The organism is Pseudomonas sp. Irchel s3b6, assembly GCF_900187415.1.
GTDB lineage: Bacteria > Pseudomonadota > Gammaproteobacteria > Pseudomonadales > Pseudomonadaceae > Aquipseudomonas.
This window is the reverse complement of the sequence record NZ_FYDM01000001.1, coordinates 170,738-194,107: the sequence shown is the minus strand read 5'-3', so window position 1 is coordinate 194,107 and position 23,370 is coordinate 170,738. Positions and strand designations below refer to the sequence as shown.

General features: G+C 56.7%; 17 protein-coding genes and 1 pseudogene. 7 read left to right on the top strand and 11 right to left on the bottom strand.

From position 1 onward, the window contains the following. Positions 1 to 85 precede the first annotated feature (85 nt). The 5 genes from CKW07_RS00840 to CKW07_RS00820 form a co-directional block, all read right to left on the bottom strand. Positions 86 to 745 (bottom strand): HAD family phosphatase, encoded by a 660-nt coding sequence (locus CKW07_RS00840; RefSeq protein ID WP_095143162.1) that lies wholly within the window; start codon positions 743 to 745, stop codon positions 86 to 88. After that, complete coding sequence (locus tag CKW07_RS00835) at positions 742 to 1,770, bottom strand: ABC transporter ATP-binding protein (RefSeq protein ID WP_095143161.1); 1,029 nt, start codon at positions 1,768 to 1,770, stop codon at positions 742 to 744. The genes CKW07_RS00840 and CKW07_RS00835 overlap by 4 nt, the downstream gene beginning before the upstream one ends. Positions 1,771 to 1,779: 9 nt before the next feature. Continuing rightward, the gene (locus CKW07_RS00830; protein WP_095079514.1) at positions 1,780 to 2,550 is read right to left on the bottom strand and encodes an ABC transporter permease; all 771 of its coding nucleotides are present in this window, start codon (positions 2,548 to 2,550) and stop codon (positions 1,780 to 1,782) included. Then, positions 2,540 to 3,427 (bottom strand): ABC transporter permease subunit, encoded by an 888-nt coding sequence (locus CKW07_RS00825; protein WP_095143160.1) that lies wholly within the window; start codon positions 3,425 to 3,427, stop codon positions 2,540 to 2,542. Before CKW07_RS00825 ends, CKW07_RS00830 begins: the two co-directional genes overlap by 11 nt. Positions 3,428 to 3,602: 175 nt before the next feature. Next, a complete protein-coding gene (locus CKW07_RS00820; RefSeq protein ID WP_095143159.1) occupies positions 3,603 to 4,658 on the bottom strand; it encodes an ABC transporter substrate-binding protein in 1,056 nt (351 codons plus the stop codon). Between the two features lie 377 nt (positions 4,659 to 5,035). Between CKW07_RS00820 and CKW07_RS00815 the strand changes: the two genes are divergently transcribed. Next, a complete protein-coding gene (locus tag CKW07_RS00815) occupies positions 5,036 to 5,773 on the top strand; it encodes a UTRA domain-containing protein (protein WP_095143158.1) in 738 nt (245 codons plus the stop codon). A gap of 284 nt (positions 5,774 to 6,057) precedes the next feature. On the opposite strand, the gene CKW07_RS00810 is transcribed toward CKW07_RS00815, so the two are convergent. Both CKW07_RS00810 and CKW07_RS00805 read right to left on the bottom strand, forming a co-directional pair. Further along, entirely contained in the window at positions 6,058 to 14,154 is an 8,097-nt protein-coding gene (locus CKW07_RS00810) for a VCBS domain-containing protein (protein ID WP_095143157.1), read from the bottom strand. 90 nt (positions 14,155 to 14,244) lie between these two features. Continuing rightward, positions 14,245 to 14,532, bottom strand: coding sequence for a PilZ domain-containing protein (locus CKW07_RS00805; protein ID WP_095143156.1), 288 nt, complete (start codon positions 14,530 to 14,532; stop codon positions 14,245 to 14,247). A 203-nt stretch (positions 14,533 to 14,735) separates the two neighbouring features. On the opposite strand from CKW07_RS00805, the gene CKW07_RS00800 reads away from it, so the two are divergent. Continuing rightward, positions 14,736 to 15,401, top strand: a complete 666-nt coding sequence (locus CKW07_RS00800) for a response regulator transcription factor (RefSeq protein WP_095143155.1) — start codon at positions 14,736 to 14,738, stop codon at positions 15,399 to 15,401. Positions 15,402 to 15,492: 91 nt separating this feature from the next. On the opposite strand, the gene CKW07_RS00795 is transcribed toward CKW07_RS00800, so the two are convergent. Further along, on the bottom strand, positions 15,493 to 15,975 hold the full coding sequence (locus CKW07_RS00795; protein WP_095143154.1) for a cupin domain-containing protein: 483 nt from the start codon (positions 15,973 to 15,975) through the stop codon (positions 15,493 to 15,495). A gap of 466 nt (positions 15,976 to 16,441) precedes the next feature. On the opposite strand from CKW07_RS00795, the gene CKW07_RS00790 reads away from it, so the two are divergent. Further along, positions 16,442 to 17,329, top strand: a complete 888-nt coding sequence (locus CKW07_RS00790; protein ID WP_256576995.1) for a hypothetical protein — start codon at positions 16,442 to 16,444, stop codon at positions 17,327 to 17,329. Positions 17,330 to 17,716: 387 nt separating this feature from the next. After that, on the top strand, positions 17,717 to 18,436 hold the full coding sequence (locus CKW07_RS00785) for a hypothetical protein (RefSeq protein WP_095143153.1): 720 nt from the start codon (positions 17,717 to 17,719) through the stop codon (positions 18,434 to 18,436). A 150-nt stretch (positions 18,437 to 18,586) separates the two neighbouring features. Here CKW07_RS00785 and CKW07_RS25560 read toward each other — a convergent pair. After that, positions 18,587 to 18,718: pseudogene (locus CKW07_RS25560) on the bottom strand (lysis protein); the annotation flags it as partial. Between CKW07_RS25560 and CKW07_RS25380 the strand changes: the two are divergent. Continuing rightward, on the top strand, positions 18,713 to 18,952 hold the full coding sequence (locus tag CKW07_RS25380; RefSeq protein ID WP_176465249.1) for a hypothetical protein: 240 nt from the start codon (positions 18,713 to 18,715) through the stop codon (positions 18,950 to 18,952). The pseudogene CKW07_RS25560 and the gene CKW07_RS25380 overlap by 6 nt on opposite strands. Then, positions 18,949 to 19,224, top strand: a complete 276-nt coding sequence (locus CKW07_RS00770) for a pyocin activator PrtN family protein (RefSeq protein ID WP_095143151.1) — start codon at positions 18,949 to 18,951, stop codon at positions 19,222 to 19,224. Before CKW07_RS25380 ends, CKW07_RS00770 begins: the two co-directional genes overlap by 4 nt. 102 nt (positions 19,225 to 19,326) lie before the next feature. Here CKW07_RS00770 and CKW07_RS00765 read toward each other — a convergent pair whose 3' ends face one another. After that, a complete protein-coding gene (locus tag CKW07_RS00765) occupies positions 19,327 to 20,994 on the bottom strand; it encodes an ATP-dependent endonuclease (protein ID WP_095143150.1) in 1,668 nt (555 codons plus the stop codon). A 31-nt stretch (positions 20,995 to 21,025) separates the two neighbouring features. Next, positions 21,026 to 22,138: a site-specific integrase gene (locus CKW07_RS00760; RefSeq protein ID WP_176465260.1), complete on the bottom strand. Its 1,113-nt coding sequence runs from the start codon at positions 22,136 to 22,138 to the stop codon at positions 21,026 to 21,028. A 102-nt stretch (positions 22,139 to 22,240) separates the two neighbouring features. Between CKW07_RS00760 and dusA the strand changes: the two genes are divergently transcribed. Beyond that, entirely contained in the window at positions 22,241 to 23,251 is a 1,011-nt protein-coding gene (gene dusA, locus CKW07_RS00755; RefSeq protein WP_095143148.1) for a tRNA dihydrouridine(20/20a) synthase DusA, read from the top strand. Positions 23,252 to 23,370: the final 119 nt, after the last annotated feature.

Below are 23,370 nucleotides of genomic sequence, written 5' to 3'. Positions count from 1 at the left end.
GCCTTGTGGCGCAACAAAGCATCGGAATGCAACTGGATTAACAGCATGCCGCCCCTTGGGCCTGCCCCGTGACGCTGTGCTCATGTTACGTCAACTGCCAGTCATACTGTCGCCATTGATGCTGGTCGCTGACCTGTTTCAGCGCTGGCGCGGGGTTGACGACGCACGCATGCTGGACCACATGCAATAGCGGCAAGTCATTCACCGAGTCACTGTAGCCATAGCTGCCTTGCAAGCTGTTGCCATGGATCTGCAGCCACGCCTGCAAGCGTTCTACCTTGCCTTCCCGAAAACTGAGCACCCCTTCGGTTGCGCCGGTAAAGCTGCCTGCTACCTGCTCAAGTTCGATGGCGATCACCTCGTCCACGCCCAGCATGGCGGCGATACGGCGGACGATAAAGTCAGCCGTGGCCGAGATGATCAAGAGTTTGTTTCCCTGTTGACGATGCCACTCGATTTGTCGACGCGCGGCTGGAAATATGCGCGTGGAAATCATGCTGGAGACAAAGTCATCAGCCCATCGCTCCACTTCGCTGACGGCCACTCCAGACAACGGCTGGAGCGTAAAGTCCATGTACTGCGCCATGGACAGTTCGCCCAGATGATAGGCCTGCATCATCGCCTGCTCGGTGACCAGCATGTCGGCGGCTGCCACTCCGCGCTTCACCAGATAGCGCAGCCAGAGACTGGAGCTATCGCAATCGATAAGGGTGTCGTCCATGTCAAAAATAGCCAGCGTCGTCATGCGACCTCCTGCAGTTCTTCACGATTGAACAGCAGGTCGAGCTGCGCGCCTGCCGGTAGCAAGGATGCAGAACTGCGATTGAGCAGATCGACCATCAACGAACAGCCTTGCGCATCGACGTGATAACGGATGACGTTGCCGAGCAGTTGATGGTGACGTACCGTGGCGCGGCACGGTGCGCCCAGATGCGGGCCATAGCTGCGACCGGCTTGCGCCACATGGATCGCTTCCGGCCGGATTGCCAGTTGCCCTTGTATGTGCAGACCAAGCAGTCGTTGCGCCTGGCTGGCATCCAGCAGGTTGTAGCTGCCCATGAAACGCGCGACAAAACCATTGGCCGGACGTGTGTAGATGGTCTCGGCGCTGCCTTCCTGCACGATGCGACCACCATCCATGACGATGATGCGATCGGACAGCATCAGCGCTTCTTCCTGATCGTGGGTCACGAAAATGGTCGTCAGTTTCAGCTGCGACTGGATCCGCCTGATCTCTTCCTGCAGGTGCTTGCGGATGCGTGCATCCAGCGCCGACAGCGGTTCATCCAGCAGCAGGATGCGTGGCCGTACCACCAATGCCCGTGCCAGGGCGACTCGCTGACGCTGGCCGCCGGAGAGTTGGCTCACGAATTTGTTCTCGTGCCCCTGCAATTCCACCAGGCTCACCGCTTCGGCCACGCGCTGCAAGGTTTCCTCGACACAGACGCCCTGCATGTTCAGGCCAAAGGCAATATTGCCCGTCACCGTCAGGTTCGGAAACAACGCATAGCTCTGGAATACCATGCCGATGCCACGTTTCTGCGGAGCAACATGGGTAATGTTATTCCCCGCCACATGGATCTGACCGCCATCAACCTCAGTCAAACCTGCGATACAGCGCAACAAGGTCGACTTGCCGCAACCGCTGGGGCCGAGCAGGGTCAACAGTTCGCCTTCCTTGATAGTGAAATTGATGTCGTCAAACACCCGGGTCTTGTCCGAGCTTTTGCCGAAAGATTTAGATAACTTGGAGACTTCAAGATAATTCATCGCACTGTCCTATCGGCTCAAGCGGGTGGCGATCCAGGTCACGCCCAGCGTAAATATGAAATAACTCATCACCACGGCACTCACAAAATGGCCACTGGTGGAGCGCACGGAATAGAGATAGACGTTCAAGGTTTCGTAACGGCTGCCAACCAGTATGTTGGCGAACACGAACTCGCCCAGCAGGAAGGAGAAAGAGAGAAACAAGGCGGCCATCAATCCCTTGCGGATATTCGGCAAGACCACCCGTAGAAAAGCAGCGGGAGTACTTGCCCCCAGCAGATGCGCCGCATCCATCAGGTCGCGCACGTTCAGCCCTTGCAGACCATTGGCGAGTGCCCGGTACATGAACGGCAGAACAATTGTGAAATAACACCCTATCAGTACCCACGGCGTGCCAATCAGCGGTAACGGGCCGTCGGCATAAATCTGCAACAGGCCCACCGACGACACCACAGGCGGCACCGCGAACTGGATCAGAATCAGGATGTTCATCCATCGATCCAAGTGCGGAAAATAATAGAACACGACAAAGGTGGCAGGCACGATGACCACTGTGCTGAAGACCAATGTGCCCAGTGCAATCAACAAGGAATGACTAAATGCGCTCAAGAAGCGCGGCTCTTGCCACAACTTGAGATACCAGTCGAACGTCAGCCCATCGGGTAATATCGTTGCACCCCAATGTTGGGAAAATGAATAAACCAGGGTCGCCAGAACAGGGACACTGAGTAGAGCCATCAAGCCATACAGCACGAACTGGTGATAACGGTTAGTGTGCATGGTAGCTTCTCTTCATCAAGAACTGGTTGACCATCGCCACGAACACCAGCATCGCCACCAGAAGCACGGACAGTGCTGCCGCCAGATTCGGTTCCAGAGAAATGTCCCCTGCGACCAGGCTGGAAATCCGGATGGTGACCAGGTTGTAGTTGGAGGTCATCAGTGCGTACGCACTGGCATACGCCCCCATGGCATTGGCCAACAACAAAATGAACGTACCGAAAATCGCCGGCATCAGCACCGGCAACGCAACCCGGCGCCAGTAACTGGCGCGACTGGCACCCAGCAAGGAGGCGGCCTCTTGCCAATCGTCCTGCAGCGCATCAAAGGCTGGATAGAGCAACAGTACCGCCAGCGGTATCTGGAAATAGCTGTAAATCAGCGTCAGCCCAGTCTGCGTGTATAGATCAAAATCAGTCAGCCAACCCCATCGCCGCAAGAGCAACGTCACGGCACCATTGGTTCCCATCACGATAATGAAGGCGAATGCCAATGACACCCCACTCAGGTTGCCCGTCATGTTGGTGAATGCCACCGTTATGTCGCGAACCGTGCAATCCACCCGCTTCAACGAAGCGGCGGCCACCAGCGCGATGGCTAATCCAATCAAGCTGGAGCAGACGGAAACCCAGAGGCTGTTGCCAAAGGCCTGACGGTAAAACGGGGAACTCAGGATTTCACTGAAGTTCGCCAGCGACCATGCGCCATCAACCTGCACGCTGTTGATCAGCAGCCATGCTGTCGGCGCCAGTGAAAACAACGCCAATACACATAACAAGGGCAGCAGGACCAGCGCCGCCCGCCAGTGGCGAAAGCGTGGAGAAAGCCGGGTGTCGATGGTCACTGGGGTGGCCAGCGGGTTCGATGCAACTGTCATACAACTAGCAACTCCGTGTTCCTTGGGTTTTGATAAGTGATAGCGGGGCACCGCGGCAGTAAAGCTTTAGTGCGGCCAATGCCCCGAACACTCCTCTCATGGCCACCTCTAAAAACCGTAGTGAACGAGCAACGTGCGCGCAGTGGTTTGTAGAGGCGGCCTAACGCCCTTGGCATTACTTGTTATAAATCATGACTTGCTCTTGCCACTGGCGCGGTATGGCCTTGGTGGTCCCCTCCCACGCCACGAAGTCCTGGATCGGTTTGGCGTTGTTATATTGCGCAGCAGGCAACATCTTGTCCTTTACATCCTGTGGCAGGACCACGTCGCTACGAATCGGACGCGCGAAACCACGGGCCAGGTTAATCTGGCCGGCATCGCTGAAGATGTATTCACGCACCAGTTTGGCGGCGTTCGGATGCTGCGCGTATTTGTTGATCAGGGTTGAATAGCCGGCACTCACACTTCCATCTTCGGGAATGGAGACCGTGAACAAGGATGGGTCAATCTTTTCGCGGTAACCCAATGAGGTGAAGTCCCATAACAGCGCGACCTCCACTTCACCTTTTTCCAGGTTGGCAATACTCGCATCGGTCATGGAGAGCCGCCCTTGTTTAGCCAGTTCGGCAAACAACTGATACGCAGGTTGCAGATTCTTTTCGTTGCCGCCATTGGCAATCGCGGCTGCCAGCAGCGCACTGTTGGCCTGCGCCGAAACACCTACTTCGCCTACGGTCACCTTATAGTTGCCTTTGAGCAAATCGCCCCAGGTCTTGGGCGGATTCTTGACCAGCTTATTGTTGCTGATGAAGGAAATGGTCCCGCTATAAGCCACGACCCAATGACCGTCTTCGTCTTTGGCCCACGCCGGAATGTCGTCCCAGTTGGTCGGCTTGTAGGCTTGGGTTACACCCTTCCTGACGGCAATCGGGCCGAACGATTGGCCAACGTCGCCGATGTCGCCTGATGCGTTCGTTTTCTCAGCTTCGAATTTGGCGATTTCCTGCCCGGAACTCATGTCGGTATCCAGGTGTACCAGGCCATATTTTTGCGTGATCTGGGCCCAGGTATCTTTCCAGTTCGCCCAGTTATCCGGCATCCCCAGACTATTAACCGCGCCTTCCTTTTTGGCTGCGGCGACTAAAGCATCCATGTCCTGCTGCGCATACGCAGCAGGAACTGCAATCGACAAGGCACTTGCAAGCAAACTCGTAATCAGGATTTTTTTCATGATTTAGCCGTGTGGTATAGACCAGATTGGGGCGGAAACTGGATACTACCCAGAGGAAATGACCGAAATATGACACTCGGGATGCTGGGACACTGCCCCCAATGCGATGAGATATGCGCAATGCAACAGGGCTGTCGTTACTGTCGATGCCACGCTCGTGGCGCGCCTGGCTCGACCAGAAACAAGAAAGGCAAGCGCTATCCCAAGGTGCACCAGAACGCGAACGCGGACGACAGTCGAGCCCCCGTCGCGGGAGATCAAACGTCAGGGAGGTAGTGGGCCAGGTGTGCCCGAAGAGCATCAGTTGAGAGTCGTAAAGGGAATGAAATCATTAACTGGGATAACATCAGCGCTCGAAAATCATCCAGACCTTCACCGTGACAAAAAAAATCACCACCCAAGCTGCCACCATCCATCACGCCCTGGCAACGCAGATCATCGATGGCACGCTGGCGTCCGGTAGCAAGCTCCCTTCCGAGCGAGAACTGAGCGAGCTGTTTTCCACAACCCGCATTACGCTCAGAGAAGCCCTGCAAAGAATGGAGGCGCAAGGATCGATCTATCGGGAAAGCAGGCGTGGCTGGTTTGTTACCCCACCCCGACTGGTGTACAACCCCTTCACACACTCACTGTTCCACCAGATGGTCGAAAGCCAGGGACGCAAGGCGATCACACAGGTCATGTCGACCAGTACGGAATTGGCGAGCCCGGAGTTGTGCCTGAAGTTGGCGGTGCCGCCGTTAAGCAGGCTGCACTGTATACGCCGCCTGCGTTCAGTCGATGGGCGCCCTGTGATGTTTGTAGAACATTATCTGAAACCCGAGTTTTTCCCGGACATATTGAAACTGGACCTGAGTCAGTCGCTGACATTGATTTACCGAAAGCACTATGACATCCATTGCGGCCGCGCGACTTTTGATATTTACCCGACGGCGGCACAGGCCAGCGTGGCGAATTACCTCAATCTGCCAGAAGGCAGCCCGCTGCTAATGATCATTCGCGTCAACTACGATCAACATGGACAGATACTTGATTGCGATCGCGAGTTCTGGCGTCATGACGCAGTCCGAATCACCATGGATAGCCAGGCGCTGCATTCCGACAAGGTCGCTTAACCATTCTCATGGTTGAACGAATGATACATCCGGCACCCCTCTATTAGAGCTGACAGAACGTTCACTTACCCGCTGAGCCTCGAGACTCATTGTTCTGATCAAGTATCGTTTCCCGGAACAACAGAAACGCCACATAAAAGATCAGTCTCAATCAATTTCGAAAAAGCCGAAATGAATCGCTCCGGGTGGAATGCCGAGAAAAACACCTCGCACAGACCCCATCGCAAATTTATCCGCAATGGGGTCTGCAACCGCGTAGCAACGTGCGGCCAGCAGCAAAAACATCATACCGTCAGGATAAAGTCCGCCTGGTCGATGCCTTCACTGCTGACACCGACAAGGCGAATAGACTCCACTCCGATCCCAATCACCGTGTCCGCCCCGTCAGCCGCAATGCTCACGTTGGCGGCGAACGTCTCGCTGCTGATCCCCAGCCCCGCGATATTGAGCAAGTCCTGCCCTCCGGTCGGATTGGCGTCGAAGCCCTGGATCGAGTCGTTGCCAAAGCCCGAAGCAGCAAACACAAAGGTATCGTTGCCGAGGCCGCCGTTGAGCGTGTCGTTGCCCAGCCCGCCGAGGAACAGATCGTCACCCGCGCCGCCGACCAGAATGTCGTTGGCCAGGCCGCCCAGCATCGTGTGGTTGGCCGCCGCGGCATCGTAGGCCAGCTCACTGCCGCTGCCCTCGGCGTTCGCCTGCAAGCCCGCCGCCGCGTATTGGTCACTCAGCGCGACCTGCGTCACATGCACGCCGTCGCTCACGATCAGCATGCCGCCGGTGCCTGTGTCACTCGCTGCATAGGTGATCTGCGTATTGGCGCCGAACGCTATATCGCCAAAGTCCAGCGTGTCGCCCGTGGTAAAACCGCTGACGCTGCCACTGAACGCCGTCGACACATCGAGCTTGAGCGTACCTGCCGCGCCGCTGTCAAACGTCACGTGCTGATCGGAGGCAGCACCGAATTCGAGCATCGCCGAACCGCTGATAGTCGCGCTTCCCGCGCCGCTGGCATCTGCGTGGATGATGATATTGCCATCGTTCGCCCACAGGCTACCGCTGTTGACGAGCGCGCTTTTAATCACCAGTCCGCCGCTGCCGCTGGCTTCCAGCACGCCCGTGTTGATGACGGCGCTGTTACCCGTATCGATCACCAGCGCATTGACGCCGCTGGCAAGGATCAGGCCTGCGTTGACCAGCATCATCTGCCCCGCTCCCAACTGGCCGGCACCCGAGATGGTGTTGTCGGCATTGGTGAGTACCGTGTCCGCGCTGCCACCAAAGATCACGTTTTGCGCGCTGTCGGACAGCACCACTTGCCCGCCACCGGTCAACGTCGCGCCGCGGAACAGGATCTCAAGATGGGTCCCGCTGCCGGTGGAGCCGAGCGTGATGGTGCCGCTGTTGTCGATGCTGCCACCGAACGGCATGATCGCGCCGTCGGCAATGGCGATGGTGCCCGTATTAGTCGTGACCGGGTCCACATCGAACAGTAAGTTGGCCCCGCTCAGCGCCGCCGCATCCACGCCTTTGACAGTAATCGTCTGGCCGGTGCTGATGCTGACCACGGCATTGCCGCTCGCGTCGTTGACGACACTCACATCCGCAAAATCGTTGACGCCCGTGAAGCCGATCAAGTCGATCTTGTCCGCCGCCGCATCGAAGTTGTGAATGACGTTGTTGCCGATCGGCTGGGCGAACACGAACAGGTCGGCGCCGCTGGAGCCAGTCAGGTTGTCGTCCGCTGACAAAGCGAAGATCGGTGAGCCTGGGGCGTAGGCTTCGACGTTGTCGGAAACGAAGGTATTGCCAATGCTGCCATCGGCGTTGGTCCAGGTCATGCTGACGTCGAGCACCAGCGCGCCGGCGAAGTCAGTTGGCGTGGTCACCGTCAGTGAGCCGGGATCGTCGGTATGCACTGTCCAGCTACCGTCGTCGTTGTTGGTTCCGGCGTTCAGCGTCCAGCCTGACGGCATCCCTGTTATCGTCACCAGGATAGAGTCACTTGCGCCCACCGTCGGATCAGTCAGTGCAAGGTTGATAGCCTCTCCAGCGATCCCCGCTGGGGCAACTCCTGATCTCGTGCTTGTGTTACCCGCCAGGTCAGTCATGGTCACTGTGACATTGTGCCCTTCTATACTGTCTGAAGTTCCTAAAGCGGAGCTGGTATCGCCATCTATCGCCCAATTTCCATTGGTTGCAGTTCCATTCACCAGCACTAAAGAGAAGTCTGCGACAGGAGAAGTGGGATGGTTATCATGAACGGTCACCGACACCACGCCTGAACCTGAAGTGTCAGTCACACCTATTGTGAAAACATTGCTACCTGGAACGTAGTATCCGTTCCCCCCCCCAGCCCCCCCGACGGGTGCAACAGTATCGATTATCAATGTGCCGGTTGGATTGACGCCATTGGCTCCTGTAAGAATGGCATTGTTCCCCGCCGCATCTTTGATCGTCGCACCACCAAGCGTGAATGGGGACGCAGCCAGGGTAAGGTCGGCTGTATTTTGACCGGCCCCTACCGTGTAAGTGAACGTCAGCGTATTAGTGCCCGAGCCGCTCGCGTAGCTTGCCGTCCCGCCGGTGTTCAGGTTGAGCGTCGGCGAACCTGTGACCAGTACGACCTCGCTGAAAGTTACGCTCAGTGTCACCGTCTCAGTTGCCTTGAGCGTGCCATCGTTAGTGCCATAGCTGGTGCCCGTTACCGTCGGCGCCGTCGTGTCGTCGTTCGTGCCGTTGATAGTCACTGTCACTGTCTGTGTGTCAGACGCAGCAGTGTTGTCTGCGCTCTGCATCGTGTAAGTCAGCACCAGGGACTGGCCGACAGTGAGATAGTCGAATGCCTGTATGCCGGAATCGAAGCTCCAGACCAGGTTGTGCGCGTCGCCACTGTCAGCCGCCAGGCCGGAAGCAGGTGTTGCACTCAGCATGCTTAGCAGTTGCGCGTTCGTCAGGCCAAGCCCTGCAGTAGTGCCTGTTGCAACCACTCCGGTGATTGACGTGCTGATCGAATCTAATAGATCGACATCATTGACGCTCAGCGTACCGCTCGCGGTGAGCCCCGCATTAGTCTCCGTCAGCGTCGCGCTCGCACTGTCGCTCGTGACCAGATGGATATCCGGATCATCATTGGTGCCGGTGAGGGTGATGGTCACCAGCTGGGTGTCTACGCCGCCCAGGCCGTCGCTGACGTGCACCGTAAACACGTCATCATGACTCTCGCCAGCCTTCAGCGACTGCACCGCACTGGCGACACCATTGGTGCCATTGGCCAGCGTGTAAGTCCACTTGCCGGTGTTGTCCACCGCGATCGAACCGTAGGTGCCCGTATCCGCACCCGCAATGCTCCATGTCGCCGTGGCATCGTGATCGATGTCGGCCGAACTGAACTGGCCATTCACGGTGAGCGTGGTGTCTTCCTGCACCGCGCCGGCATCATTGCCCACCGCGAAGCTGAGCACTGGCGCATCGTTGCTGCCGCTGACGGTGACGGTCACCAGCTGGGTGTCCACGCCACCCAGGCCATCGCTGACGTGCACCGTAAACACGTCATCATGACTCTCGCCAGCCTTCAGCGACTGCACCGCACTGGCGACGCCATTGGTGCCATTGGCCAGCGTGTAGATCCACTTGCCGGTGTTGTCCACCGCGATCGAACCGTAGGTGCCTGTTGACGAGCCATTGATGGTCCATGTCGCCGTGGCATCGTGATCGATGTCGGCCGAACTGAACTGGCCATTCACGGCGAGCGTGGTGTCTTCCTGCACCGCGCCGGCATCATTGCCCATCGTGAAACTGAGCACTGGCGCGTCGTTGCTGCCGGTAATGGTGATGGTGACGGTCCACGTCGCCGAGGTCGCGTTGCCCGCGCCGCTGTTGTCGCTGGCCACCACGGCGTAGGAGAAGGTGATGGTTTCACCGGCCCGCAGGAAGTCCAGGTTCTGGCTGCTGCTGTAGTTCCAACTGTCCTGATCGACCGAGAAACCGGCCACCAACGCCGTAGCCTGCGCCACGTCGAGGGTACCACCGCTCCAGGCGATGTCGTCGTTGAAGGCCTGGCTGACGGTCACTACGTCATGGCTGTCCAGGTCGGCGAAGCTCAGCGCACCGCTGTCGCTCAGCGTGGCGGCCGCATTGCCTTCGTTCATTGCCCCGGTCGTGTCGGTGATGGTCAGTGTCGGCTGGTCGTTGGTGCCGGTCAGGGTGATGGTCACCGTTTGCGTCGCCGAGACCGCGTTGCCCGCGCCGCTGTCGTCGCTGGCTATCACGGCGTAGGAGAAGCTGATGGTTTCACCGGCGCGCAGGAAGTCCAGGTTCTGGCTGCTGCTGTAGTTCCAGCTGTCCTGATCGACCGAGAAACCGGCGACCAGCGCCGCGGCCTGCGCCGCGTCGAGGGTGCCGCCACTCCAGGTGAGGTCGTCGTTGAAAGTCTGGCTGACCGTCACCCCGTCGTTGCTGTCCAGATCGGCGAAGCTCAGCGCACCGCTGTCGCTCAGCGTGGCTGTCGCGCTGCCTTCGTTCATTGCCCCGGTCGTGTCGGTGATGGTCAGCGTCGGCTGGTCGTTGGTGCCGGTGAGGGTGATGGTCACCGTCTGCGTCGCCGAGACCGCGTTGCCCGCGCCGCTGTCGTCGCTGGCTATCACGGCGTAGGAGAAGCTGATGGTTTCACCGGCGCGCAGGAAGTCCAGGTTTTGGCTGCTGCTGTAGTTCCAGCTGTCCTGATCGACCGAGAAGCCCGCCACCAGTGCCGTGGCCTGCGCCGCGTCGAGGGTACCGCCGCTCCAGGCGAGGTCGTTGTTGAAGGTCTGGCTGACCGTCACTACGTCATGGCTGTCCAGGTCGGCGAAGCTCAGCGCACCGCTGTCGCTCAGCGTGGCCGCCCCATTGCCTTCGTTCATCGCCCCGAGCGTGTCGCTGATGGTCAGTGTCGGCTGGTCGTTGGTCCCGGTCAGGGTGATCGTCACCGTCTGTGTTGCCGAGGTCGCGTTAGCCGCGCCGCTGTCGTCGCTGGCCACCACGGCGTAGGAGAAGCTGATGGTTTCACCGGCGCGCAGGAAGTCCAGGTTCTGGCTGCTGCTGTAGTTCCAACTGTCCTGATCGACCGAGAAACCCGCCACCAACGCCGTAGCCTGCGCCACGTCGAGGGTACCGCCGCTCCAGGCGAGGTCGTTGTTGAAGGCCTGGCTGACGGTCACTACGTCATGGCTGTCCAGGTCGGCGAAGCTCAGCGCACCGCTGTCGCTCAGCGTGGCCGCCCCGTTGCCTTCGTTCATTGCACCGGTCGTGTCGGTGATCGTCAGCGTCGGCTGGTCGTTGGTGCCGGTAAGGGTGATGGTCACCGTCTGTATTGCCGAGGTCGCGTTAGCCGCGCCGCTGTCGTCGCTGGCTATCACGGCGTAGGAGAAGCTGATGGTTTCACCGGCGCGCAGGAAGTCCAGGTTTTGGCTGCTGCTGTAGTTCCAGCTGTCCTGATCGACCGAGAAACCCGCCACCAGCGCCGTAGCCTGCGCCGCGTCGAGGGTACCGCCGCTCCAGGCGAGGTCGTTGTTGAAGGCCTGGCTGACGGTCACTACGTCATGGCTGTCCAGGTCGGCGAAGCTCAGCGCACCGCTGTCGCTCAGCGTGGCCGCCCCATTGCCTTCGTTCATCGCCCCGAGCGTGTCGGTGATGGTCAGTGTCGGCTGGTCGTTGGTCCCGGTCAGGGTGATCGTCACCGTCTGCGTCGCCGAGACCGCGTTGCCCGCGCCGCTGTCGTCGCTGGCTATCACGGCGTAGGAGAAGGTGATGGTTTCACCGGCGCGCAGGAAGTCCAGGTTCTGGCTGCTGCTGTAGTTCCAGCTGTCCTGATCGACCGAGAAACCGGCCACCAGCGCTGCGGCCTGCGCCGCGTCGAGGGTACCGCCGCTCCAGGCGATATCGTCGTTGGAGGTCTGACTGACGGTCACCACATCATGGCTGTCCAGGTCGGCGAAGCTCAGCGCACCGCTGTCGCTCAGCGTGGCGGCCGCATTGCCTTCGTTCATCGCCCCGAGCGTGTCGGTGATCGTCAGTGTCGGCTGGTCGTTGGTGCCGGTCAGGGTGATCGTCACCGTCTGCGTCGCCGAGACCGCGTTGCCCGCCCCGCTGTCGTCGCTGGCCACCACGGCGTAGGAGAAGCTGATGGTTTCACCGGCGCGCAGGAAGTCCAGGTTCTGGCTGCTGCTGTAGTTCCAGCTGTCCTGATCGACCGAGAAACCCGCCACCAACGCCGTAGCCTGCGCCACGTCGAGGGTACCACCGCTCCAGGCGAGGTCGTTGTTGAAGGTCTGGCTGACCGTCACTACGTCGTGGCTGTCCAGATCGGCGAAGCTCAGCGCACCGCTGTCGCTCAGCGTGGCTGCGCCGTTGCCTTCGTTCATTGCCCCGGTCGTGTCAGTGATGGTCAGTGTCGGCTGGTCGTTGGTGCCGGTCAGGGTGATGGTCACCGTCTGTGTTGCCGAGGTCGCGTTAGCCGCGCCGCTGTCGTCGCTGGCTATCACGGCGTAGGAGAAGCTGATGGTTTCGCCGGCGCGCAGGAAGTCCAGGTTCTGGCTGCTGCTGTAGTTCCAGCTGTCCTGATCGACCGAGAAACCGGCCACCAGCGCTGCGGCCTGCGCCGCGTCGAGGGTACCGCCGCTCCAGGCGATGTCGTTGTTGGAGGTCTGGCTGACCGTCACTACATCATTGCTGTCCAGATCGGCGAAGCTCAGCACACCGCTGTCGCTCAGCGTGGCTGCCGCGTTGCCTTCGTTCATTGCCCCGGTCGTGTCGGTGATCGTCAGTGTCGGCTGGTCGTTGGTGCCGGTAAGGGTGATCGTCACCGTCTGCGTCGCCGAGACCGCGTTGCCCGCGCCGCTGTCGTCGCTGGCTATCACGGCGTAGGAGAAGGTGATGGTTTCACCGGCGCGCAGGAAGTCCAGGTTCTGGCTGCTGCTGTAGTTCCAGCTGTCCTGATCGACCGAGAAACCGGCCACCAGCGCTGCGGCCTGCGCCGCGTCGAGGGTACCGCCGCTCCAGGTGAGGTCGTCATTGAAGGTCTGACTGACGGTCACTACGTCGTGGCTGTCCAGATCGGCGAAGCTCAGCGCACCGCTGTCGCTCAGCGTGGCTGCGGCGTTGCCTTCGTTCATTGCTCCGGTAGTGTCGGCGATGGTCAGTGTCGGCTGGTCGTTGGTGCCGGTCAGGGTGATCGTCACGTCCTTGGTCACCGTCGCCCCGAAGTCGTCGGTCAGCGTCACCGTGAACACTTCGGTCTTGATCTGGCCCTCGGCCAGGTACTGCGCCGCGCTGTTGTCCAGCGTATAGGTCCAGCCCACGCTGCCCGCAGCGTCGCCTGTGCTCTCGTCGCTCACATTGGCTACCAGCGTACCCAGCGTACCGGTCGGCGCGCTCACGCTGGCCACATGCGCGTCATCGGCCAGGTCCACGTCGCCGAAGGCGAAGCTGCCGCTGGCCACCGTGGTGCCGTCTTCGGCCACCGCACCGCTTTCGACCTCTGTCGCCGTCACCGTCGGCGCGTCATTGGTGCCGGTGATGGTGATGGTCACATTCTGCGTTACCGACGAACCATGGCTATCGCTGATGGTGACCAGGTAAGTTTCGGTAACTGTCTGTCCCTGGGCCAGGTACTGCGCCGCCGCATTGCTCAGGCTGTACGTCCATTGCACCGAGCCGTTGGCCTCGTTCGCTGCTTCGCTTACCGGCGAGAGCGCGAACGTACCAAGATAAGTAATGTTGCCCCCCGTCGGCGCGAACGTCGCCGTGTGCGTGTCGCTCAGGTCGACGTCGTTAAAGGCAATCGTGCCGTTGGCCGTCAGCGAGTCGGTCGTGCTCGCAGTGGTGCCGGCGTCTTCGGTCACCATGCCGGCCTGCGCGCCGATGCTCATCGTCACACCATCATTCACGCCCGAAAACTGCACCGTCGTGGTGGCCCAACCGAGCGTTCCGTTGCCGAGACGAATCGCATAGGTAAAGCTGTCCGTCAGGAGCTCGCCAGCAGCAAGCGCCTGGAGTTGCACCTTGAAAGCACCCGACAAAGTAGCGGCGTCGTAGCCGACCTTACCGTCCGAGGTGATCCAGATCTTTGCACCATTCAAACTGGTGTCAGAACTCGTCGCCTCAGCCCTCGCCGTATCCTGGGTCAGGAGGTCGGCAGGAGCATAAGTCTTGGTGGCAGTAGAAAGACTGTCCGCGTTGTCGAGTGACCAGAGTGTCTTCGCGTTGCCGCCGAGGTCATTAGACATGACGTCCCAATACACGACCCCCAGCGTATCTTCAGTGGTGGTGAAGATGTCATCCTTCGCCTGTGGCGTGTTGGAAAACGAGGTAACGGTTCCGCCGCTGGTAGTGGTGGTGCTAGCCATGTCTTTCTCCCAAGAATGTCACTCTGAGCAAAAAAACCGCTGTGGGCCGCTAACCGCCACAAGCCGATTCTTCCTCAACCCACGAACAGCTCACTCAACCGGAACCAACCGGCTGGCCAGCAGCTTCACGCCCGCCCCGGTCCTGCCGCCCTGTGGCTCAATGCGCACGATTTGTCCTTGTGCCTTGAACTTCATGGGGCCGCCGGGGGTGTCGAGTTCGATCTCGAAGTCAATCAAGCTACCCACCTGCTGCTCGCTATCGGTTACGAAATACAAACCGGAGGCGCTGATGTCACGGGTGACACCTTCGCTCCCGCCGGTCAGTTGCAGCGACAGGGTGACTTGTTCACGGGGCTCAGTTCGGTATGCGTCTTTCATGGTTGCAGTCTAAAAACGACCACTGTTTTTTACATGAGCGCGCTATCCCTTTTTTCTGGGAGTCAATCCCCCATGAAAACAGTGTTTTATGGGACAAATGTCATGGGAGGGGCTGCCTGAAGCGCTATAGAAAAAAGCGACAGGCTGCAACGATTGCTATCATGAGCAGCTAACACAACCCGCCTAAAGAGGCAGCATCCCGCATGCCAATTCAAGTCCAGTTAGTCGCTCTACCGCTCGTGGCCTGGGGCCTTGAGCGTCTGGTGGAAAGCGCTCAACCGAGGTTGGCGCTGCTGGGTTCGGCGCCGTCGGTGGCGCAATACCTGCTTTCGCTGCACCAAGACGCGCCAGATGTGGTGGTGCTGGACCTGGACGGCGAGGACTGTATCGAGTCGCTGGCCGACTTGCACAGCCAGACCAAAGCCAGGATTCTGGTGGTGACAGGGTCGAGCGACGTGGCGCTGCATGACCGTGCGGTGCTGGCGGGTGCACGTGGCGTGGTGGATAAGCGGGAGTCGGCATCCGCATCCACATTGCTCAAAGCCATAGAAAAAGTGCATGACGGCGAACTCTGGATTGACCGCAATGCGACCAGCCGTATCTTTCTTGAACTGGCGCGCAAGAAAGCCGAGCGCGATAAAGACCCGGAGCAGCAAAAAATCGCCAAGCTAACGCGCCGCGAGCACCAGACCATTGCATCGCTGGCCAGCGACCCCTCCGCCCCTGGCAAGTTGGTGGCCGAGAGGCTGCACATCAGCGAGCACACGCTGCGCAACCATTTGACATCGATCTATAGCAAGCTGGGCCTGACGAACCGCATAGATCTGTACGCCTACGCACACAAGCATGGGCTTTCCACAGCCGACTGAGGACTGCGGCAACACGCCGGGCGTGTTGCCGCAGTCTGACCTTGTCCCGAAACTCCAGCTAACCGGCTACCCATTCAGGCGAGAACGCTCGCTACATCTTGCTGTTCCTGGGGTCGTCCGCCGGGTTGAGGTAGGTGATCCCCCAAGGCCCCGTGCCGTGGAGTTGGAGTACGGTTTCCTGTTCTCGACTGGCGCCATACATCGACATGCCGACAGGAATGATCAGGGTGTCACCCGGGTGATAGGCTTTGGCCTGTGCCGAATCGAATTTGTCGCCGGTGGCGAAGTAGAAAGTGCCCGAGATAACGGTTACGCGTTCGGTCACGGGATGGGTATGCACGCCGATTTTCGTATTTGCCGGCAGCTTCAAGCGCAGAGTGAAGGGCTCGGCGGCTTTCAGATCACCTTCAATCACTGCGATCATCGCACCGGGCCCCACCGACGGTGCCGCTGTCCACTTGAGTTCGGATGGGGTGGCGGTAATCAAACCCGCTCCCTCGGCCTGGGCCGCAGATGCCAGGAAGGCTGCGCTGAGCAAGGCCAGAGAAACAGCGACAGCTTTGTGGGAGCTCATCATGGTTTCCTCGTGCTTGGGGGATGTGGATGTATCGCAGCAGAGGCAAACATAGCGTCAACACACCGTATTAATGATCACGGTAGCCGAATGTTGGAGCGCGGATATAACCAATCTGAACATCCCTATAATGCAATGGTATGAATTGTGAGCTGTACGCAGGATGGGTTGAACGCAGCGATAGCCCTGTCATTCGACTCGTGCTTGCCAAGTTAGCGGTCTCGATAGGCTTGAACTGTTTTGTTACCTATGTGGGTGAGTCATACCGTAGCAAATTTAAGCAACCTTTTTTGGCTCCGATCACGAACACTGTCTTGCTTATAAAAAACGTCCGTCAAGGCTCACACTTAAGCAATTTCCGACCATAGGTTGCCGCTGGTGTCGACCAAATCTCATTAGCAATCGTGGCGCTGGCAGCTAGAACGTCTCTAGGTCTTCGCAAACTCAACGTTAGCCAACAACCACGATGCCCTTCCTCTGGCCGGCCGATCGCTCATATGTCAAAGTAGTGGCGCATTTCAGAAGGACAAACGAGTTTGCCGAGGCCGGAGAGCACAACGTGGAAGTTAGACGGGATTTGGAATCGGTAGCACCGCATATTTCCAGGCTCCTTAATATAGGTCTGGAGTTCTACAAGCATGATAAGGACTGGGTTCATCTGAAGAACGAGGAAGACTTCAAATTCATCGTTCGGGTGCCCTACAACAAGCGTTACAAGGTCGAAGCTGTATACGCAACGGGGCGAGACATGGCTATGTACATGGGCGGTTCGTTGATCGAGATCAATACCGATTTTGGCAGATATCCGACGCTCACTTCAATTGTCGAGCATTTCAAGGGTAGCTGGGTGTACGGTGGGTATACGCCCGAAATTCCGGAAGATGCGATAAAAGTATGTGCTGATCATGACGTTGAGCTTTGGTCAGTAGGGCGCATGGTTTCGCTTTTCAAGCGGCAAGAGAACTTGTTGGCAGCAGTTCGCTCGACGTTGGAAATGCTCAAACGCAGCGATTTGTACAGAGAGGAAAATGGAGAGGTCATCGTGAAGCAAGAGGCAAACATCACCCTGAGCGGGGTATCCGGGTCCAGTATCAATATCAACTCTGCAGGTGCCACCGCTACAGTGAAGACGAGCTATCAGCAGCCGGCAGTTTTCGATGAGCTTATCGCGGCGGTGAAGGCCCAAGGTTTCGATGGGACGACCGAGGGGGCGTTGCTAAAAAACGTCGAAGAGCTTGCCGTTGGGCACAAAGAAGGACGTTTCCGAGACGCGTATAAGGACTTTATGCAGGACGTTTCAGCGCATATTACTGTGTTCTCACCGATTCTGGCAGGCCTGGCATCCTTGCTTTGATACCTAGGTTGCGTTGATTGAACACAGCAGGGGCGAACGGTCGCCCCTGCACCTTTGTGGAAACTAGCAATTCGCAATCATCGAATTGAATCCACAGTTGAAAGCGGTCATTGCCATGATTCGGGATTTGAAGTGTAGATAGGGATTCGAACCCCCTCCGCTATACGCTCAAACCGCTACAGACCAGCATTTACTAGGTGAAAAACGCCAAGACAACGCCAGAATCGGCCTGCGGTGACCTGTGTTTTGCCCTAATTTCTACGCCCCCCCCCCCACAAAAGCTTGAGAACTCCAAAGTCTTGCCTGAAAATCTCTCGACCATACTCGCGATTGGCCAGTATCAGGTAAGCGGATGAGCCTCAACATGATGTTATTAAGGAATGAACCATGAACGGAAAAGCTATCGTAACCCTTCTTGCCTGCCTGCTACTCGCAGCTTGCTCTGATCCAAAGCTAGCAAAACTGCCTGCCGACATCAGCAAATGGTCGGAGGACAAAGGCCTGATGGAAGCTGTTGGTAAACTGGATGAAAACGAGAGAAAGTTGTTTGGCGGTTACGCTGCTCGCCAAGTAGTGGCAAGCGCCTTCGGCGGCAACACGATCGTGTCAGATACAACCTTGGGAGATGCCCTGAAAACACAGCAGGCTTGGGTAGAAGCCAAAGCCGTCGAAACGGCAAAGCAACAAGCCTTGGCTGAACAAGTGAAACAGCAGCAACTTGTGGCACTCAAGGAAATGAATGGCACTCTTACAGCATCTCTGCTTGAGCTCAAGCTCAACCCGGTCGACTATAAAAACAAACAATACAGCGAATACTTCTCCATTGAAATTGCGTTACATAACAATACAACCGAGGCTCTGTCTGGCATCAAGGGGACAGTTGTACTCAGCGACATGTTCGGCGAGGTGATCAAAAAAATTGGACTCACTAACGACAGTCAGATTGACCCAGGAAAAACCTACATCTACAGTGGCACAATGGATTACAACCAATTTCAAGCCGCGGACAAAAAACTGGCTGCTGCCGATACCGCAAAAATGAAGTTCGACTGGGAACCAGACACCTACATTTTCATCAGCGGCAAAAAACAAACTATGCCAAAGTGAGCAAAACTGGGATCAGCAACATTTTTGCCTGCACTCAGAACTCACTCTAATTACCCACGCCAAAACTAAAAAAGCCCTACACCCCAACAAAGGGCATAGGGCTGGGCTGACAAGTTCTAAATTTAAATTGAGCCGGCTGGTGACTCCAGTTCAGCGGCCAGTACCTCTGACGTATGCCTGGCAGGCCGCCAACGTAATCAATCCCCGGTCACCGGCATCGGTGATGCCGACAATTCGTTGAGCATGCGCCGGGTCAAGTCGGACGCGTGTTGCTCCATGAATGCTCGGACACCGACAGAAGATCAGCATCCGCTGGACAATGACACCGCTGTGGCCGCGATCGGTTTCGCCCTGGAGGAGGCTTCCGGTGATATTGACGGCATTGAGTTTTTTCGGTGCTGGAACGAAGGTGATTTCGACTCAATTCGCGACCAGTGGCCAGAAGCATCAGAGGACGTATTGATAGGCGCTGACCCGTCGTACTCCAAAAGAAATAAAAACCAGGAGGTAGCATGAACACTGCCTTCATCCTTATTGCTCAATACAACGGCCTGGCGATCATCCCTCTGGATCAGATCTGCAAGGATTACTTCACGCACCTGACTCCGGAGATGTTCCAGCGCAAGGTGCTGGCAGGCCAGATCAGGATTCCCATCACAAGGCTGGAGCCGAGCCAGAAGAGTGCCAAAGGTATTCATATCACTGACCTCGCGGCCTACCTTGATCTACAACGGGAGGCGGCAGTGAAGGAACACAACCAGCTCAATGGACTTCGCCGAGCCTGCTGACTCACACGACAAACCAAGCGCTCACCTCGCGGGCATCTGGACAATCTTTATCAGCCGCTGCATTTGTCATTGTACTCATCACAACAGAAACCGAGCATCATCTTAACTATTCCACATCATTAAGCGCTCAATAATTTCAGTCATTACCACAGCTAACTCCGGTCGAAATGATAGATTTTCTTTGGAGAAGTTCTCACTAAACCTTACCGCTTTATGATGTTTATCTGCAAACGCAACAGCTATAGAGAGACGATTATGATTCATGTAGTCCTGCACATACTCATACTCGCTGATTTGTGGAAGATTAGAGGCGCCATACTCCAATTCAAAACACTCTTTCGGAATATAGTTTTCGATTTCCCTGCATCGCGTAACCCACACATACCCCCGTTCGTTAGCGACGCTAGCAAGAAGCTCAGTAACTCTGTTCTTTAATTTTCCATTTTTGCTCTTTCTATCACTATCACACGCAAAAATAAAATTCCTATTTATCTTAATTGCGCTAACAGCTTCCTGTATGTCCGCTTCCGGAGTACTAGCGTCGATATGCGCAAGCACGCTACCACCATAGTAAATAAACTGATAGTGATGCCCCTCCCTGTACGCCCCCTCACCCCACAACTCGATAAATTTATTTAAATAAACTCTATCCGAAGGGCCTTCAACCCAGATAATGCCATTAGCCTGAAGTATATCACTTGCCTTTGCTCCTAAATCATCCAGAACAGAGTAACCGCGATTTAAGTCATCCAATACAACACCAAGCACTTCTCCATCTTGCTTTTTAACATGAAGAATTTGCGCATCGGCCTCACCATGAAAAAGATCAATTGCCACCTGTGAATGTGTAGTTAAAAATATATAGCACCCCTTCGATTGCGCATACGCAAGCAAAAATGAAAACAAATTCCTTTGTAGAGATGGATGCAGATTATTTTCTAGCTCTTCAAACGAGAAGACATAACTATCAATAGCTCTGCTCTCAAAATTCGGACGAACCAACAAATTAATCAAAGTCAAAATAACAGTCTTCAGACCGCTCCCTGAAGCTGATAGCGGAACTAGGCCCTTTCCTTCTTCCCCTAGATAAATCTCCCAATTATTACTATGAGGATGAAACTGAACTACAATCTCCGAAAACAATGTATCCGGAGTAAAAACCTCATTCAGCGCGGCAAGCAACCTTACCTGAATAAGGTCCCTATCCAAGTTCGAACTATTTATATAGTTTTGAACTATATTTGTAGCGCCAACCCCATTACTCTGCAACGAACACTCATTCGAGTGCACCTCCCTTACAAGATCTCTATCCGCATCAAGTCGAATATGGCGGAAATGCCGACGCTTACTCACTGTTATTACATTACTGAGACGTGATCTTTCACCAGTTAGGAGCGTTGCTCCATCCCCCCCTTCAATCCTGAGCACCTCCACGTCTCTCGCAGATTCTTTCCAAACTACGCGTTCACCTACAAAATTCTGCCCATGCCCTCGCCAATGATTATCAGGCAGATCTCCCCCAGCCATACCGCTACTAAACTGAGCTTGTAATTCCGCCTCAGTTAACTCTTCACAAAATTCAACACTATTGCTGATCTCATACTGGGTCCCAAGATCCCTAAACATATGTTCCACAGCAGCAATTAGACTAGATTTACCGATATTATTTTTACCAACTATCACATTTATAGGCTTGACAACCTCAAGGCCCGCGCCGACGCCTTTAAACCCTCTATAATCTCGAACCCAGAAACTAGTTGCTATAGTCACAACCCACCCCTCCCTTCCTTGAAAGTTAATTTTACAAACGGGACACCACAACAGCTTCGACTATCTTATCCAGCCACTTCCATCCAGCATAAATGTCACCACGCCCCCTTAAATGCGTATAGCGCCTCATAGAATTCCAATCGCGGTGACCAGAAACACTGGCGACCCTGGGAATGTCCCAGCCCATCTCAAATAACCGGCTCACTCCATCGTGCCTCAGATCGTGGAAATGCAGATCCTCGACCTCAAGAAACTTGCACGCTTTCGCCCATGACGTCGAAATAGATGCCGAGTTGTAGGGGAACACCTCTGGGCAGCTTTTCGGCATGCTCTGCAGAATGCGCCAGGCTTCATCAGGAAGGAGGCACCAGACATCGTTGCCGATTTTCTGCCCCGGGTTCTTCATGTCTCGTACCAGTACCCTTTTCCCTTCCTCGTCGACATCAGCCCAAAGAATGCGACAAATTTCATCTTGTCGACGCGTCGAGAACAGTGCAAAACCACTCACTTTGAGCATGTTGATTGAGCTGGGGTGCCGTTGAAGGATCCCGGTGAAGTGTTTCAGCAACTTATCAAGTTCGTCCTTGGTGGGCCGCCGATCCCTCTCACGGCTTTTCATGTTGTAGCCCAACTTCTTCAATACCTTACGGGCATCCGCCATTGCATGGATATCGACCTCATACCCCCAGGCCGGTCGAGCTATTGATAGAACAGCACCAAGATGCGCCAGGTCATTGCCGGCGGTCTGAGGCTGTACACCACCACCCTCCTTACTCATACGCCAAAGCGCGTAGTCAACCAATCGTTGACTATTGATCTCAGAGTCAACGGTCTGACCGAACTCGGTTTCGGCAATGGCATTGAGAGTAGCTCGCTTAGTTTTACCTAGCGGCCGAGCCTTCTCTATTTCCACCAGGTACTGGGCAATCATCTCCTTAACCGTGACGCCCTTCCGATTGGCTCGCTCGATTGCACCCGGCTGATCAAGCTCTGCCTCACGTCGCCGCACCCAGGCTTGAGCTGCCTGTTTCCGGGCGAAGGTCTGGCTCTCTTGGTAGACTTGCGCTCTATCGCGAAACAGGCGTATTTGTGCTGTGTAGCTGACTGAGCCATCGGTGCGTTTTCGTGCTCTGATCGTTGCCATAGTCGACTGGTACAATTCCGAAAGTGATTGGTACATTGTACCAGCGCCATCGAAAAAACGCCTGAAAACGCCCTAAAACATGCTGTGAACACGTAGAGCAAAATGGCACAGAACACCCACTCCAGAGCAGTAAATACAAGGCCAGAGCTGTCTAGACGCTTTTCCGTCGCCCCCATGATGGATTGGACCGACCGCCACTGCCGTTTCTTCCTGCGCCTGCTCTCCAGGCATGCGCTGCTCTACACCGAGATGGTCACCACGGGCGCCCTGCTCAACGGCGATCACGAGCGCTTCCTGCGTCACGACGAGGCCGAGCATCCGTTGGCGTTGCAGTTGGGCGGTAGTGTTCCGCTGGATCTGGCGGCCTGCGCGCGCATGGCGCAAGAGCACGGTTATGACGAGGTGAACCTCAACGTCGGCTGTCCGAGTGATCGGGTGCAGAACAATATGATTGGCGCGTGCCTGATGGGGCATCCGCAGTTGGTGGCCGATTGCGTGAAGGCGATGCGCGACGCGGTGTCGATTCCGGTGACGGTGAAGCACCGGATCGGGATCAATGGCCGCGACAGTTATGCCGAGCTGTGTGATTTCGTCGGTACGGTGCGAGATGCCGGCTGCACCAGTTTTACCGTGCATGCGCGGATTGCGATTCTCGAGGGTTTGTCGCCGAAGGAGAATCGGGATATTCCGCCGCTGCGGTATGACGTGGCCGCGCAGCTAAAGGCGGATTTCCCGGAGCTGGAGATCATTCTCAACGGCGGGATCAAGACGCTGGAGGCCTGCCGCGAGCATTTGCAGACCTTTGACGGGGTGATGCTGGGCCGCGAGGCGTATCACAACCCTTATGTGATGGCCGAGGTGGACCAGCAGTTGTTCGGCAGCACTGCGCCGGTGATTAGCCGCGCTGAAGCGTTGGCGCAGTTGCGACCGTATATCGCTGCGCACCTGGACGCGGGTGGTGCGATGCACCATATCACCCGGCACGTGCTGGGCCTGGGCACCGGGTTTCCGGGGGCACGCAAGTTTCGCCAGCTGCTGTCGGTGGACATCCACAAGGCCAAGGAGCCGCTGGTATTGCTGGATCAGGCGGCGGCGCTGCTCGAGGGGCGCTGACCGTCGTTTGTATTGAACCTGTGGTCTGTTTCGACATCGTAGTTAACGGATAGCGCCGGGCCTTTCAAACACCTGTTTCCAGGTAGTTGCCGCCCAGGCCGTTGTTACGCATTCGCGCC